At 68.0% G+C, this 15,748-nt stretch carries 11 protein-coding genes and 1 pseudogene; 11 read left to right on the forward strand and 1 reads right to left on the reverse strand.

All coding sequences use genetic code 11. From position 1 onward, the window contains the following. Nucleotides 1-71: 71 nt before the first annotated feature. From ACSLTV_RS25860 to ACSLTV_RS25875, 4 genes are all read left to right on the forward strand, one after another. Entirely contained in the window at nt 72-233 is a 162-nt protein-coding gene (locus tag ACSLTV_RS25860) for a hypothetical protein (RefSeq protein WP_432158088.1), read from the forward strand. Further along, nucleotides 230-2,299 carry an IucA/IucC family protein gene (locus tag ACSLTV_RS25865; protein ID WP_435612980.1) on the forward strand — a complete coding sequence of 690 codons (2,070 nt, stop codon included), beginning with the start codon at nt 230-232 and terminating at the stop codon, nt 2,297-2,299. Before ACSLTV_RS25860 ends, ACSLTV_RS25865 begins: the two co-directional genes overlap by 4 nt. Nucleotides 2,300-2,395: 96 nt before the next feature. Continuing rightward, nucleotides 2,396-3,118 carry a GNAT family N-acetyltransferase gene (locus ACSLTV_RS25870; RefSeq protein WP_432158086.1) on the forward strand — a complete coding sequence of 241 codons (723 nt, stop codon included), beginning with the start codon at nt 2,396-2,398 and terminating at the stop codon, nt 3,116-3,118. A gap of 250 nt (nt 3,119-3,368) precedes the next feature. Continuing rightward, nucleotides 3,369-5,342 (forward strand): ATP-dependent DNA helicase, encoded by a 1,974-nt coding sequence (locus tag ACSLTV_RS25875; RefSeq protein ID WP_432136294.1) that lies wholly within the window; start codon nt 3,369-3,371, stop codon nt 5,340-5,342. A 250-nt stretch (nt 5,343-5,592) separates the two neighbouring features. Here the strand turns inward: ACSLTV_RS25875 and lexA are convergent, their stop codons facing one another. Continuing rightward, on the reverse strand, nt 5,593-6,372 hold the full coding sequence (gene lexA, locus ACSLTV_RS25880; protein ID WP_432136295.1) for a transcriptional repressor LexA: 780 nt from the start codon (nt 6,370-6,372) through the stop codon (nt 5,593-5,595). 674 nt (nt 6,373-7,046) lie between these two features. Between lexA and nrdR the strand changes: the two genes are divergently transcribed. From nrdR to ACSLTV_RS25915, 7 genes and pseudogenes are all read left to right on the forward strand, one after another. Next, the gene (nrdR, locus tag ACSLTV_RS25885; protein ID WP_432158085.1) at nt 7,047-7,613 is read left to right on the forward strand and encodes a transcriptional regulator NrdR; all 567 of its coding nucleotides are present in this window, start codon (nt 7,047-7,049) and stop codon (nt 7,611-7,613) included. Nucleotides 7,614-7,778: 165 nt separating this feature from the next. Further along, complete coding sequence (locus tag ACSLTV_RS25890; protein ID WP_432136297.1) at nt 7,779-10,676, forward strand: vitamin B12-dependent ribonucleotide reductase; 2,898 nt, start codon at nt 7,779-7,781, stop codon at nt 10,674-10,676. A gap of 329 nt (nt 10,677-11,005) precedes the next feature. After that, nucleotides 11,006-11,149 (forward strand): hypothetical protein, encoded by a 144-nt coding sequence (locus ACSLTV_RS25895; protein ID WP_199787442.1) that lies wholly within the window; start codon nt 11,006-11,008, stop codon nt 11,147-11,149. Nucleotides 11,150-11,249: 100 nt separating this feature from the next. Beyond that, nucleotides 11,250-12,371 (forward strand): tyrosine-type recombinase/integrase, encoded by a 1,122-nt coding sequence (locus tag ACSLTV_RS25900; protein ID WP_432158084.1) that lies wholly within the window; start codon nt 11,250-11,252, stop codon nt 12,369-12,371. After that, on the forward strand, nt 12,368-12,700 hold the full coding sequence (locus ACSLTV_RS25905) for a helix-turn-helix domain-containing protein (protein WP_267942484.1): 333 nt from the start codon (nt 12,368-12,370) through the stop codon (nt 12,698-12,700). The genes ACSLTV_RS25900 and ACSLTV_RS25905 overlap by 4 nt, the downstream gene beginning before the upstream one ends. 1,835 nt (nt 12,701-14,535) lie before the next feature. Then, nucleotides 14,536-14,937 (forward strand): hypothetical protein, encoded by a 402-nt coding sequence (locus ACSLTV_RS25910; RefSeq protein WP_435612981.1) that lies wholly within the window; start codon nt 14,536-14,538, stop codon nt 14,935-14,937. A gap of 334 nt (nt 14,938-15,271) precedes the next feature. Then, nucleotides 15,272-15,748: pseudogene (locus ACSLTV_RS25915) on the forward strand (hypothetical protein); the annotation flags it as partial.

The raw sequence follows: 15,748 nt of genomic DNA on the forward strand, positions 1-15,748 counted from the left end.
ACGCGCCCGCCGAACCTCCGTCGGCGGTGGACGGCATCCGGCCGCCCGGCCTCTCACAAGTCACCCGCTTCATGTTCCGCACCAGCTCCCTCGCCGTCCGTTCCACGTTCCGCACCAGCCCCCTCGCCACTCGCTCCACGTTCCGCAGCGACTCCCACGCCATCCGCACCCTCGCGCACACCCTCGTTCTCTCAGTCAGCCCCATCGCGCCCACCTCCGAGGAACCGTCGTGACCCCCTCCCCGTCCGCCAACTCGCGACCGCACACGCCCACTCCGCCCACCGCCCCCTCGCCCTTCTCGGCGAACGGGGGTTCCGTCCCCCGCCAGCCACAGCCAGGAGCCCTCTCGAGGCGCCCCGGAAACGCCGGGGCCGACCCCCTGGACCAGGCCGATCCGCACAGCGCCGCCCAGTCCGCCGCCGTCGAGAACCTCCTGCGCTGCTGGGTACGCGAGACAGGTGTGCCCACCCCCGCCGACGGCGTCCTGCACATTCCCCTCCCGGCCTCCGCCACGACCCTGTTCGTCCCCCTCCACCACTGGTCCCCGACCGGTTGGCACCGCTTCGGCCCACCGCGGCTGGCCGACGCCCCCGCACCGTGTCCGCCCCTGGACGCGGTCACGGTTGCGGCCCTCCTGGCCCGCGAGGCGGGACACGACGGCGCGCGGCACCCTCGCACGCCGACGCCCGCTGACACCGTCGAGCTGGTGGCACGGGTCGCCGACTCCGTGCGCCGCACGGCGACCTTCATCGCCGAGCGCCGCGCCCGACCGGCCGACGGAAACGATCAGTTCCTCTCCGCCGAGCAGGCCCTGGTCCTCGGCCACCCGCTCCACCCGACCCCCAAGAGCCGTGAGGGGCTGAGCGAAGCCGAAGCGGCACGCTACTCACCGGAGTCGCGGGGTTCCTTCCCGGTGCACTGGCTGGCCGTCTCTCCCTCCGTGCTCGCCACCGACTCGGCCTGGACGCAACGCGGACGAGCCGTCCCGGCCGACCAACTGACCTCCCGGCTGGCCGGCGCCGGACTGCCGCTGCCGGACGGCTGGGCCGCCCTGCCACTGCACCCCTGGCAGGCCCGCACAGTCGGCCACCGGCCGGAAGTCGCCGCCCTGTTCGACGCCGGACTGCTGCGTGACCTCGGGCCCCACGGTTCCCCGTGGCATCCCACCTCCTCCGTCCGTACCGTCTACCGGTCCGGCGCTCCCGCCATGCTCAAGCTGTCCCTGGGCCTGAGCATCACCAACTCCCGCCGCGAGAACCTCCGCAAGGAACTCCACCGGGGCGTCGAGGTGCACCGACTGCTGCGGGCCGGCCTGTTCCGGCGGTGGCAGGCCGCCCACCCCGGCTTCGACATCGTGCGCGACCCGGCCTGGCTCGCCGTCGACGCGCCGGACGGGACCCCGGTCGCCGGGCTGGACGTGGTGCTCCGGCACAACCCCTTCGCCCCGTCCGACGCCCCCATGTGCGTCGCAGGTCTCTGCTCCCCCCGGCCCCAGCCCCCGGCGACCAACGACCTGTCCACCGGTCTGCCCAACGGTCTGCGCACGGTCAGCTCCGCCGGATGCGACACCGGGCATCCCGGGCCGGACCGTGCCGGATCGGACCGTCCGGCACCAGGCCTTCACGGGCCGAACCGCCCCGGACCTGGCCGTGTCGGATCGGCACGGGCCACCGCCGCCACCCGCTCCCGGCTGGCCATCGTCGTCGCGGCCCTCGCCGGGCGCACCGGACGCCCCCTCGGAGCCGTCGCCGCCGAGTGGTTCCTGCGCTACCTGCGGGAGGTGGTCCGTCCTGTGCTGTGGCTGGACGGCGAGGCGGGCGTCGCGCTGGAGGCCCACCAGCAGAACACCCTCGTCCTGCTCGACCCGGACGGCTGGCCCGTCGGCGGCCGCTACCGCGACAACCAGGGCTACTACTTCCGACAGTCCCGTCACGGCGACCTCGACGCCCTGCTGCCCGGCATCGGCTCCGACAGCGACACCTTCGTACCCGACGAGGTCGCCGACGAACGCTTTGCCTACTACCTCGGCATCAACAACGTGCTGGGCCTGATCGGAGCCTTCGGCTCCCAACGCCTCGCCGACGAGGAGCTGTTGCTCGCCGCCTTCCGCCGCTTCCTCCAGGACGCCGCCCGGGGACCGCACCGGCTGCGCAGCACGCTTCCCGACCTCCTGCTCGACTCACCCCGGCTGCGCTGCAAGGCCAATCTGCTGACCCGCCTGCACGGCCTGGACGAACTCGCCGGGCCGGTGGACACCCAGTCCGTCTACGTCACCATCACCAACCCCCTCCACCTCTGATCATCCGCTTGGGCGCCGGTCCCCGCCCGTGTCCGTCACGGGCTCTCCCCCCGCCCTTCGTCGCCGAGGAACCCGCCCCCTTGGAAGGAGCCTCCTGTGCCCGCCGCCGACATCCGCGCCGCTACTCCCGCCGCTTCCGAGACCACCCATGCCACCCATGCCGCGGATGTCGAGGAGACGCTGGAGCTGCGCCTGCCCTTCGAGTACCTCGACGCTCTCGCGGACGAGGGGCCCGCGACGGGAGGCGAGGACCTGCTCGACCACGTCGGCGAGTGGGGGCCCGTCGTCACACCGGCGGGCGTCTTCCAGCTCGCCCCCGTCAGCGTCGAACGGGACCTGACCCTGGTGGCCCGCTGGATGAACGACCCGGCCGTCGAGGCCTTCTGGGAACTGGCGGGCCCCGAGGCGGTCGTCGAGGAGCATCTGCGCCACCAGCTCCACGGCGACGGCCGCAGCGTCCCTTGCCTGGGACTGATGGAGGGAACACCGATGAGTTACTGGGAGATCTACCGGGCCGATCTCGACGAACTCGCCCGGCACGCCCCCGCTCGGCCGCACGACACCGGTCTCCACCTCCTCGTCGGAGACGCCTCCGACCGTGGGCGGGGCCTCGGCAGCGTCCTGCTCAGAGCAGTCGCCGATCTCGTCCTCGACCACAGACCGGCCTGTGCCCGCGTCCTCGCCGAACCCGACCTTCGCAACACCTCGTCCATCGCCGCCTTCCTGAATGCCGGCTTCGTCTTCTGCGCGGAGGTCGACCTGCCCACGAAGCGGGCCGCACTCATGGTCCGTGACCGGACCCTGCGCCATCTGCTGTGACAGTGCGCACTGGAAGTCTCACCAGGCGTAACGCTGCGACTCCCGGTCGAGTTCCCGCCCGCGTCGAATGCGCCACCTCCTCCGGAGGCGACCCGTGCTGGGCTGCGGCCCGTCCTCCGGCGGCCGCCCGTCCGCCGTTGATTCCCCGCCCGTCACTTCCTCCCGCCCAGAGGCCCAAGGTCTTGATCCGTACCCTCCGCACCTCATCGACCCGTCGTTTGTCAGTCCCTCGCCGTAGGGTGGTCGCGCTATGACGAAGCCCTCCCTCCCCGAACTCCTGCACGCTGCCGTCACCGCCGTCGGCGGCACGGAGCGCCCCGGCCAGGTGGCCATGGCCGAAGCCGTCGCCGAAGCGATCGACGACGGCTCCCATCTGCTCGTCCAGGCCGGCACCGGCACCGGTAAGTCGCTGGGCTACCTCGTGCCCGCGCTCGCGCAGGGAGAGCGGGTGGTCGTGGCCACCGCGACCCTCGCGCTCCAGCGGCAGCTGGTGGAGCGAGACCTGCCGCGCACGGTGGAGGCACTGCACCCGCTGCTGCGCCGTCGCCCGGAGTTCGCGATGCTCAAGGGCCGGTCGAACTACCTGTGCCTGCACCGCCTGCATGAAGGCATGCCGCAGGACGAGGAGGAAGGCCTCTTCGACCAGTTCGAGGCGGCGGCCCCCACCAGCAAGCTGGGGCAGGACCTGCTGCGGCTGCGCGACTGGGCCGACGAGACGGAGTCCGGCGACCGGGACGACCTGACCCCCGGCGTCTCCGACCGGGCCTGGTCCCAGGTGTCGGTGTCGTCCCGGGAGTGCCTCGGCGCCTCGAAATGCGCCTACGGAGCCGAGTGCTTCGCGGAGATGGCCCGCGAGCGCGCCAAACTGTCCGAGGTCGTCGTCACCAACCACGCCCTGCTCGCGATCGACGCCATCGAAGGCGCTCCCGTACTCCCGCAGCACGAGGTGCTCATCGTCGACGAGGCGCACGAACTGGTCTCCCGGGTCACGGGGGTCGCCACCGGTGAACTCACGCCGGGCCAGGTCAACCGTGCGGTGCGGCGCGCCGCGAAACTCGTCAACGAGAAGGCCGCCGACCAGCTCCAGACCGCCGCCGAGGGCTTCGAACGGCTGATGGAACTGGCACTGCCCGGCCGTCTGGAAGAGATCCCGGAGGACCTCGCGTACGCCCTCATGGCGCTGCGCGACGCCGCCCGTACGGTCATCTCCGCGATCGGCGGCACTCGGGACAAGTCGGTGCAGGACGAGGACGCCGTGCGCAAGCAGGCCCTGGCCTCCGTGGAATCCGTGCACGACGTGGCGGAGCGGATCGTCAACGGCTCCGAGTGGGACGTCGTCTGGTACGAGCGGCACGACCGCTTCGGCGCCTCGCTGAGGGTGGCGCCGATGTCCGTGTCGGGCCTGCTGCGGGAGAAGCTCTTCGCGGACCGCTCCGTGGTCCTCGCCTCGGCGACCCTGAAGCTGGGCGGCGACTTCAACGGCGTGGGGGCGTCCCTCGGGCTCGCCCCCGAAGGCACCGAGGGCGAGGACGTGCCCCAGTGGAAGGGCATCGACGTCGGCTCACCGTTCGACTACCCCCGGCAGGGCATCCTGTACGTCGCCAGGCATCTGGCGCGTCCCGCGCGCGACGGCGACCGCGCCGACATGCTGGACGAGCTGTCCGAGCTGATCCAGGCCGCCGGCGGTCGCACGCTTGGCCTGTTCTCCTCCATGCGGGCGGCCCAGCTCGCCGCCGAGGAGCTGCGTGTCCGTATCCCCGAGTTCCCCATCCTCCTGCAGGGCGAGGAGACTCTCGGCGAACTGATCAAGAACTTCGCGGCTGACCCGGCGACCTGCCTCTTCGGCACGCTGTCGCTGTGGCAGGGCGTCGACGTCCCGGGCAGTAGCTGCCAGCTCGTCGTCATGGACAAGATCCCGTTCCCGCGCCCCGACGATCCTCTGATGAGCGCTCGCCAGAAGGCGGTCGAGGACGCCGGGGGCAACGGCTTCATGGCGGTGGCCGCCACGCATGCCGCGCTGCTCATGGCCCAGGGAGCCGGGCGTCTCGTACGGGCGTCGGGGGACCGGGGAGTCGTCGCGGTCCTGGACCAGCGGCTGGCCACGGCTCGCTACGGCAGCTATCTCAAGGCGTCCATGCCCGACTTCTGGTACACCACGAACCCCGACCAGGTCCGCAAGTCCCTCGCGGCGATCGACGCGGCGGCGAAGCTGAAGGAAGAGTAGGGACGCGCGGGAGCACGCTGGACAGCGGGCCAGGGTTGCCCCGACGGGCGGTGGGCCGGGCTGCTCCGACGCCGGGAGGGCGACCCACCGTCCGCACACCTGCGGTCCACTCCACTCCGGGCGTGAACCGCATATCCGTCCCGGCAGCTCACCGGCACGTGTCCGCGCAGCACAGGGCCCCGGAACCGGCGCAGGGATCCCGGGGCCCAGTCAGGGAGGGCGGAGGAGGTGAACCCGCCCGTCACCGTGCTCAGACGCGGCGCAGTACGGCCACCACCTTGCCAAGGATGGTCGCGTCGTCGCCCGGGATCGGCTCGTAGGCCGCGTTGTGCGGGAGGAGCCAGACGTGGCCGTCCTCGCGCTTGAACCGCTTGACGGTGGCCTCGCCGTCGAGCATGGCGGCCACGATGTCGCCGTTCTCCGCGACCGGCTGGCGGCGGACCGTCACCCAGTCGCCGTCGCAGATCGCGGCCTCGATCATGGAGTCGCCGACGACCTTGAGCACGAAGAGCTCACCGTCGCCGACGAGCTGGCGGGGGAGCGGGAAGACGTCCTCGACGGACTCCTCCGCCAGGATCGGGCCGCCGGCGGCGATCCGGCCGACGAGCGGCACGTAGGACGCGGCGGGCTTGCCGGTGGTGTCCGTGGGCTGCACCGGGGCGGCCTGGTCGGAGCCGCGCACCTCGTAGGCCCGCGGGCGGTGCGGGTCGCGGCGCAGGAATCCCTTGCGCTCCAGTGCCATGAGCTGGTGCGCGACGGAGGAGGTGCTGGACAGGCCGACCGCCTGGCCGATCTCCCGCATCGACGGCGGGTAGCCGCGCCGCTGGACGGAGTCGCGGATGACCTCGATCACGCGGCGCTGACGGTCGGTGAGTCCCGAGCTGTCCGCCCGGATGCCTGGAGGTCGGCCCGGCAGGGAGCGCTTGTGTCCCTCCGGACTCGTGGCTTCGTTCATCGCGTGCACCGGCTCGATTCGGCCCTGGGAGCGGTCCTGGGCAGTGATGGTGGCACTGTCTGCGGTGGTGGTCACGTCGGCCCCTCTCGATGGTCTCCCTGCTGGACAACGGTAGTTGCTTTCGAAAGGTTGCGCCAAACACACGTTCGAGTGAAAAAGCCTGGATGGCCTGACTCGATCATGTCTTGGGGTGTATAGCCGACCTCGCGCTCGGCGGCCGGAAGGGGCCGTTGTCATACTCTTCACCGCCGAGATCGCCGCCCCGCCGAGTTTGTCGCCCCAGTCTGCCATCCGCCGGACCGCACGCAGGGCATCGACTCCACCTCCCGGCGGGAGCCCCACGTCTCCTCCGTGCGGTGCTCACCGCATCTCCGTGACGCGCCGGGCAGGGCTCGCACACCGTGCCGCACCCGGGCTCTCCGTGTGCGTGGCCGGGGCGTTCTCGCGGTGCTCTCCGTGTGCGTGGTCGGGTCGTTCTCGCGGTGCTCTCCGTGCGCGTGGCCGGAGTTCTCGCGGTGCTCCCTGTGACCGTGGGGATGCGTGCTGTGAGAGTGTGCGGTGCGACACGCGCTTTGGCCTGGGTGTATGGGCCAAGCCCTAGATGTAGTGGTTGGATGGCGGCAGCAGCCCAGAAGTTGTGGTCCCCCGTGACTTCGGACCTTCCGGGATCGCCTATGCTTGGGGCTGCTTCGAGGGGCCCGTGAGGCCTCGTGAGGCTATTGAGTCTGCTGTGAGGAGGGTTGGAGTTCATGCACTGCCCCTTCTGCAGGCACCCCGACAGCCGTGTCGTCGACAGCCGTACGACGGACGACGGCACGTCGATCCGCAGGCGCCGTCAGTGTCCTGACTGCTCCCGTCGTTTCACGACGGTGGAGACGTGCTCACTGATGGTGATCAAGCGGTCCGGGGTCACCGAGCCGTTCAGCCGCACCAAGGTCATCAACGGGGTGCGCAAGGCGTGCCAGGGGCGGCCGGTCACCGAGGACGCGCTCGCCCAGCTCGGCCAGCGCGTCGAGGAGGCCCTGCGGGCCACCGGGAGCGCCGAGCTGACCACGCACGACGTGGGGCTGGCCATACTCGGCCCGCTGCAGGAACTCGACCTCGTCGCCTACCTGCGGTTCGCCTCCGTGTACCGGGCGTTCGACTCGCTCGACGACTTCGAGGCGGCCATCGCGGAACTCAGGGAAGAGACGGCACGCCGCGCGGCGGACGGCGACCACGCGGACGGCGCGGACGCCCCTTCGGGGGGCCGGGAAGACGCACGCGGGCCGGGAGGGACCGTCGAGGTCCCCGAGCCCGCGCACGCCGCCGACTGACCGACGGGCCGGAACCGGGACCGAGCAACCGGGGCCGGCCGGGCGGCGGCGAGAACAGGACCTGTCACGGGCGGTAGCGAGTGGGCACCCGTGACACATGACAGAACACCATGCCACGGAACATTGTGGCATTTCAGGGCGTTTTCGCCCGTACAGGGAGGCGGCATGACAGAGACGGCGAGCGGCCCGGCACGAGGTTCCCGAGCCAAGGGCACCAAGGCCACCAAGGGGCTGCGCATCGAGCGCGTCCACACCACCCCCGGCGTGCACCCGTACGACGAGGTGGAGTGGGAGCGCCGTGACGTCGTCATGACCAACTGGCGCGACGGCTCGGTCAACTTCGAGCAGCGTGGCGTCGAGTTCCCCGGCTTCTGGTCGGTGAACGCGGTCAACATCGTCACCAGCAAGTACTTCCGCGGTGCCGTCGGCACCGCCCAGCGCGAGACCAGCCTCAAGCAGCTGATCGACCGCATCGTGAAGACGTACCGGAAGGCCGGCGAGGACCACAAGTACTTCGCCTCGCCCGCCGACGCCGAGATCTTCGAGCACGAGCTGGCCTACGCCCTGCTGCACCAGATCTTCAGCTTCAACAGCCCCGTGTGGTTCAACGTGGGCACGCCGCAGCCCCAGCAGGTCTCCGCCTGCTTCATCCTGTCCGTCGACGACTCCATGGAGTCGATCCTCGACTGGTACAAGGAAGAGGGCATGATCTTCAAGGGCGGCTCCGGCGCCGGCCTGAACCTCTCCCGCATCCGTTCCTCCAAGGAACTGCTGTCCTCCGGCGGCAACGCCTCCGGCCCGGTCTCCTTCATGCGCGGCGCCGATGCCTCCGCCGGCACCATCAAGTCCGGTGGCGCCACCCGCCGTGCCGCCAAGATGGTCGTCCTCGACGTGGACCACCCGGACATCGAGGACTTCATCGAGACCAAGGTCAAGGAAGAGGAGAAGATCCGCGTCCTGCGCGACGCGGGCTTCGACATGGACCTGGGCGGCGACGACATCGCCTCCGTCCAGTACCAGAACGCCAACAACTCGGTCCGCGTCAACGACGAGTTCATGACCGCCGTCGAACAGGGCGGCCAGTTCGGCCTGCGTGCGCGGATGACCGGCGACGTGATCGAGGAGGTCGACGCCAAGGCGCTCTTCCGCAAGATCGCCGAGGCCGCCTGGGCCTGCGCCGACCCCGGCATCCAGTACGACGGCACCATCAACAACTGGCACACCTGCCCCGAGTCCGGCCGGATCACCGCGTCGAACCCGTGCAGCGAGTACATGCACCTGGACAACACGTCCTGCAACCTGGCCTCGCTGAACCTGATGAAGTTCCTCAAGGACGACGGTCAGGGCAACCAGTCCTTCGAGACCGAGCGCTTCCAGAAGGTCGTCGAGCTGGTCATCACCGCGATGGACATCTCGATCTGCTTCGCCGACTTCCCGACCCAGAAGATCGGCGAGAACACCCGCGCCTTCCGCCAGCTCGGCATCGGCTACGCCAACCTCGGCGCCCTGCTCATGGCCACCGGCCACGCCTACGACTCCGACGGCGGGCGCGCCCTCGCCGGTGCCATCACCTCCCTGATGACCGGTACGGCCTACCGCCGCTCCGCCGAGCTCGCCTCGGTCGTCGGCCCGTACGACGGCTACGCCCGCAACGCCGACGCGCACAAGCGCGTCATGAAGCAGCACTCCGACGCCAACGGCACGGCCGTGCGCATGGACGACCTGGACACCCCGGTCTGGGCCGCCGCCACCGAGGCCTGGCAGGACGTGCTGCGCCTGGGCGAGAAGAACGGTTTCCGTAACTCCCAGGCCTCGGTGCTCGCCCCCACCGGCACCATCGGTCTCGCGATGTCCTGTGACACCACCGGTGTCGAGCCCGACCTCGCCCTGGTCAAGTTCAAGAAGCTCGTCGGCGGCGGCTCGATGCAGATCGTCAACGGCACCGTCCCGCAGGCCCTGCGCCGCCTGGGCTACCAGGAGGAGCAGATCGAGGCGATCGTCGCCCACATCGCCGAGCACGGCAATGTGATCGACGCCCCCGGTCTCAAGCCCGAGCACTACGAGGTGTTCGACTGCGCCATGGGCGAGCGCGCCATCTCCCCGATGGGGCACGTCCGCATGATGGCCGCTATCCAGCCGTGGATCTCCGGCGCCATCTCCAAGACGGTGAACATGCCGGAGACGGCGACCGTCGAGGAGGTCGAGGAGATCTACTTCGAGGCCTGGAAGCTCGGCGTCAAGGCGCTCGCGATCTACCGCGACAACTGCAAGGTCGGCCAGCCGCTGTCCGCCAAGACCAAGGACGCCAAGGAGGAGACGGCCGAGGAGCCCGCGTCCGCCGTCGAGCCCAAGGTCGAGAAGGTCGTCGAGTACCGCCCGGTCCGCAAGCGCCTCCCGAAGGGACGTCCCGGCATCACCACGTCCTTCACGGTCGGCGGCGCCGAAGGCTACATGACCGCCAACTCCTACCCGGACGACGGCCTCGGCGAGGTCTTCCTGAAGATGTCCAAGCAGGGCTCGACCCTCGCGGGCATGATGGACGCCTTCTCCATCGCGGTCTCGGTCGGTCTGCAGTACGGCGTGCCGCTGGAGACGTACGTCTCGAAGTTCACCAACATGCGCTTCGAGCCGGCCGGTATGACGGACGACCCGGACGTGCGGATGGCGCAGTCGATCGTCGACTACATCTTCCGCCGCCTGGCGCTGGACTTCCTGCCCTTCGAGACCCGCTCCGCGCTCGGCATCCACTCCGCCGAGGAGCGTCAGCGCCACCTGGAGACCGGCTCCTACGAGCAGTCCGTCGAGGACGACGAGGTCGACGTCGAGGGCCTGGCACAGTCCGCGCCGCGTGCCCAGGAACTGAAGGCCGTCGCCACCCCGAAGGCCGAGTCCGAGGCCGCCGCGCCCGCCCCGCAGCAGGCGCACACCAGCGCCGAACTGGTGGAGATGCAACTCGGCATCCAGGCCGACGCCCCGCTGTGCTTCTCCTGCGGTACGAAGATGCAGCGGGCCGGTTCCTGCTACATCTGCGAGGGCTGCGGCTCGACCAGCGGCTGCAGCTGAAACTGGGCGGAATTGCGTCGGATGCAACATACGACGTAGCTGAACCCGAAGCGTGATCTCTGTGAGGGAGGGGCGTCGGCCCTGGGCTGGCGCCCCTCCCTTTTGCGGTCGGTACACCACGACTGCGTTCGGAGAGCGCGCGTCGCGCCGAAGGCGCGAGAAGAGATCGTTCCGGGGGTGCAAGCCCCCTGGAATGACGAACGCCCAGCCTTGTAGGAGGCCGGGCGATCGTTGCAGTCAGGAACGTTGTGTCCTGCGCGGTGTAGGAACCTGCATGACATCACGTCCTGGTCTGCGATGCAAAAGCAACCAGGAAGGGAGTGATGAACATGGCGAACAAGCGTCAGACCAGCAAGAAGGTCGCCTCGAAGGCCAGCAAGCAGCTGAGCAGCCCGAAGGCGACCCCGGCGCAGAAGTCCGTGGCGGCCAGCGCGCTGTCGCAGACGAAGACCGGCAAGACCAAGAAGAAGTGATACCTGGCCGCCCCGGGCCTACACCCGGGGCGGCCAGCCCTGTTTCTGCTGGCCAGGCGTGTCGCCGTAACCGATTCAACGATGTTGCGTTGAATGCAACGTGACTAAAGCGGCTGAATTGGCTGGATCGGCACGTCTGCTACTCGTCGACGGCGTGGTGCACCTTGACCCCGCCCCGGCGATGTTCGCGGCGATGCTGGATGGGTGGGCGACGCAGCAGAGGGCCCGCTTCCTTAAGGCGGACACGATCAAGGCGAGGATTGATCTCGTACGACGATTCGCCCATTTCACCGGGCAGTACCCCTGGCAGTGGCAGGCCCAGGAGGCAGAGGAGTTCATCAGCCACCTCCGGTCTGGTCCGCGGCCGGTGATGGTGTCGACGGCCCGGGGGTACCAGAACGGACTCCGACTGTTCATGGAGTACGTCACGGATGCGCGGTACTCCTGGCCAGCGGTGTGCCAAGAGCAGTTCGACGCAGTGCCCACCCAAATCCTGCACGAATGGAACACGGTGGCGCACGCTTCGGAGTACGAGGGGAACCCAGGCCGGCGGCCGTTGACGTACGACGAGGTGCAATCGCTGCTGGACGCTGCGGACGCAAGAGTCGAGGAGATCCGAGCTCGCCGCCGGAAGGGGGCGGCAGCGGCCATGCGGGACGCCACTCTGCTCAAGACCGTATACGCCTTCGGCCTCCGCCGAAGGGAAGCCTGGGGGCTGGATGTTGTTGACCTGCGGAGAAATCCGAGAGCCGCTGACTACGGCGCCTGCGGGGCGTTGTTCGTCCGCTTCGGCAAGTCATCACGCGGCGGACAGCCCAAGCGCCGGACTGTACTCACCGTCCCCGAAATGGACTGGATTGTCCCCGTGCTTCAGCAGTGGGTATCCGAGGCGCGTCCACTCTTTTCGCCAGAAAGTCACCCTGCACTTTGGGTGACTGAACGCCGGGGCCGACTTTCCTGGCGAGGTATCAACGAAGCCTTCGAACATGCTCGGAATGATGCTGGACTTCCCGAAGTGCTCGACCTGCACTCCCTCCGACACTCGTATGTAACGCACTTGGTCGAATTCGGCTACCCCGAGAAATTTGTGCAAGATCAGGTTGGGCATTCCTATGCTTCCACCACCGCGATTTACACAGGGGTCTCCGACGAGTTCCGGAATCGCCTAGTGCAGCAATCGTTGCAACGGCGGCACGCATCACTCTGGGAGTCGCAGAAATGATCAAGAAGATGGGTTATCGCTGGCACCTACGTCAGATCATGGCAAAGCAAGGCATGTTCCAGACCAGCGACCTGGTGCCGTTGCTCGCGGAGCGCGGTGTGCATCTGTCCCGCGAGCAGGTGTACCGCCTGGTCACTCAGCCGCCGCAACGCTTGTCCATGGATACGCTCGCAGCCTTGTGCGACATTCTTGGCTGCGGTGTTCAGGAGTTGATCGAGGTGACCACCGTTGAGCAATCGGTACGCAAGACCGGCACCGGGCCGTCGAGCGGTACCAGCGCACCTCCTCAACCACGACGGGCCTCGATTCGGCGCCCGGACTTCTCGTGAAACGTCATGAGCGCCTGGACGAGGTTGTTGCCCTCCTCGCCCCGCAACTACCTTCACTGTCATTGTCTGAGCTTCGTGCAGTCGTAGACCGAGTCGCGCCAGAAAAGGCTCTGTACTGGCTACAGGAACACGTTATCGAGCACTCTGACGCCTTGACCAGTGGCAGCGTGAAGCTACCTATGGCCATGTTCCGGCTGCTAACGGAACTGGAGTCCGCAGGGTGCAGAGAAGTGGTCGTCCCGCCATGCGTCAGCTGCGAAAAGCGCCGCGTGCTTCGCTTCACCAACGGCGAAGGAGCACGCATCTGTCAGATGTGCAAAGCCCGCGCGACCGCACTTCCGTGCAGTCGCTGCGGGAAGACCGCACCCGTCAACGCCCGAGACGCCGGCGGCGCCATCTGCCGGAACTGCTACGGCAGAGACCCCGCACGGCACGAGGCGTGCACGGTCTGTGGACGCGCGCGCCGAGTGGCGAACCGCGGCCCGGATGGGAAGCCCTTTTGCGAGAGCTGCTATTCCCGGCCTAAACGGAAATGCGTCTGGTGTGGTGACATACGGCCTGTTAAAGCAAACACTACGGCTGGCCCTGTGTGCTCCAGTTGCTACGTTCATCCTCAGCGCTTGTGTGGTTCCTGCGGCCGTATACGTCGCATCAAGACCCGTGCGCGAGATGGACATCCGGACCTTTGTGGCAACTGCGATCCAGGCCCGACTATGACGTGCTCTTCCTGCGGGCGCGAACGTCCTTGCCTCCGTGTCACGACTGATACCCCGGTCTGTCGGAGCTGTCGGGACCGGCCGCAGCGGACGTGCGCTCGGTGCGCTCGCCAGAGGCCGACAACAGCATGGTGGCCCATGGGACCTGTCTGTGACGGCTGCTACCGCCACATCTGCGTGAACCCAGCTGAGTGTGTCATGTGCGGCGAACAACGTCCGCTGATCGGCATCGACGAACAGCACCGCCAAGTCTGTGGCCCCTGTGTAGACGTTGATCTGACCTATCCCTGTTCCACATGCGGCAACGCAGGCGATATTTACAGGAATGGAGAGTGTGCGCGATGCGTTCTCCGGGATCAGCTGAATGAGCAATTTGGCCCCACTGAAGGTACGCCGCTCCAACCTCTCATCAGTGCTCTCGCCGCAGTAGAAAAACCGCGCTCGGTCTTGCTCTGGATGCGGAGGAGGAATAGCGGAGCAGCCATGCTACGGGACCTTCTCATCTCGGGATACTCGGTAACACACGAACTGCTCGACACGTTCCCGGGCCGTCAGGCGGCAGTTCACTTAAGGCAGTTGCTAGTCCATGTCGCTGTTCTCCCGGAGCGGGACGAACACGTGGCAGGAATGGAACGCTGGCTACAGAACTACTTGGCCACCGTCGCAGCCCAGCGCCGGAGTATCCTTCAGCCCTACGCGCAATGGGTTGTACTACGGCGAGTTCGACACCAGGCGAGCGCCAGAGGTAACACGACTTCCACCATCAAGTACGCCCGCACGCAAGTCTCCGTGGCTCACGCATTTCTGGAGTGGATCGAAGGGCAGGGGCTCTCCTTGGCGGATGTTCGGCAGCCACACTTGGACCAGTGGCTTGCTGCTGGCGCGAGCACACGGTGCAACCTGCGTGACTTCCTGCGATGGGCTCGGCGATGCCGTCTCATCTCCGACCTCCACGTCCCCTGGCGGCCCGACGGGGAGCCCTCCAACTTCCTGGACGAGGACGAGCATCTGGCCTTGCTCCACCGATGCGTTCATGACTCTGGCCTGCCGCTGGACGTTCGGTCAGCGGGGGCCCTGACGCTGCTCTACGGCATGCCCGTAACTCGCATCGTTCAACTGGTGCATCAGGACATCCAGGTCCGCGAGGGCAACGCCTATATTCAGGTGGGCAGGCACCCGCTGCTGCTGCCGCCCGCACTAGCCAGACTGCTCAACGAGCAGATGGAAAAGGCGACATCGCGGTCCCTCGTGGGGCGCCTAACTCCTAGAGCCGCTAGCTGGATCTTCCCAGGAGCTCTCGCTGGCCGTCCCATTGACGGCCCCAAGCTCTCGGGGCGACTGCTGCGGCACGGGATCGACGTTCGCGCTTCTCGCAACACTGCGCTGATGGCATTGGCCTCAGACCTTCCCGCACCGATCCTGAGCGAGATGTTAGGCATCCACATCAACACAGCCGTCGAGTGGGTTGGTCATGTGAAACGGGACTGGGCCGCCTACCTGGCTGCGCGGGGAGGGGAATGAGGACCTCGACATTTTCAGCCAGGGGAATAGTGCACGTCGAGAGTAGGTTCCCGGCCGCCAGTATTCCGGGCGCCGCTGAGGAATAGATTGCCTGGTCAGGGCGGTGGAGTCGGTCTTGCGGCTCCACCGCCTTCGGCGCATGTGACGCCTGGCTGTTGTGTTTGATGCAACGCGTCGCCGCGTCGAGGGCTTGTCGCTGCGGTCGCTGTCGTGGCATCCTCCGGGACATGATCAAGAGAATCGAGTCCCCCGTCCGCCGATGAGCGAGACGACCGGGATATGACTGCCCGGATCACCGACAACACTGTTCGACCATGCCCTCCGGCTGCATCAGTTGGCTCCGGGGGAGCCGCTTCATCGCGACGGGGAGCCGTACCCCGACGACAGGTCGCACCGTCACCGGAATAGCCCGCGAACACCTGAGGACCGGAACTCGGTCGGCAAGGATGCGGCGTTCATCCTCGATGCACATTTCGCGTGGGCCTCTGCATTTCCGGGTGAATTGGCCGATGCCTTCCACGACGTCTACATCCCAATCCACCCCAACGAGCACATCGCCGCTGCAGCCGAGCAGGCGGACAGAGAGCGCGTTCGCCAAACGGGCCGCTGGCTGGTGCGACATGGCACCGACCGATGCTCGGTCACCGTGGGACTGGGGGCCCTGCTCGCTGCCGTGGGAACAGTCGATGACATCCCGTTGATTCAAACGATCGGACTGCTCTCCAACCGCTTCGGGCCACTGGCGGCGCATGCTTTCGAGAGTTGGCCAGGAGGAGTGGAGGCCCTGTTCTGGCTTGCCGAGCGAGTCACC

The organism is Streptomyces sp. bgisy159, assembly GCF_965341775.1.
Classification (GTDB): Bacteria; Actinomycetota; Actinomycetes; order Streptomycetales; family Streptomycetaceae; genus Streptomyces.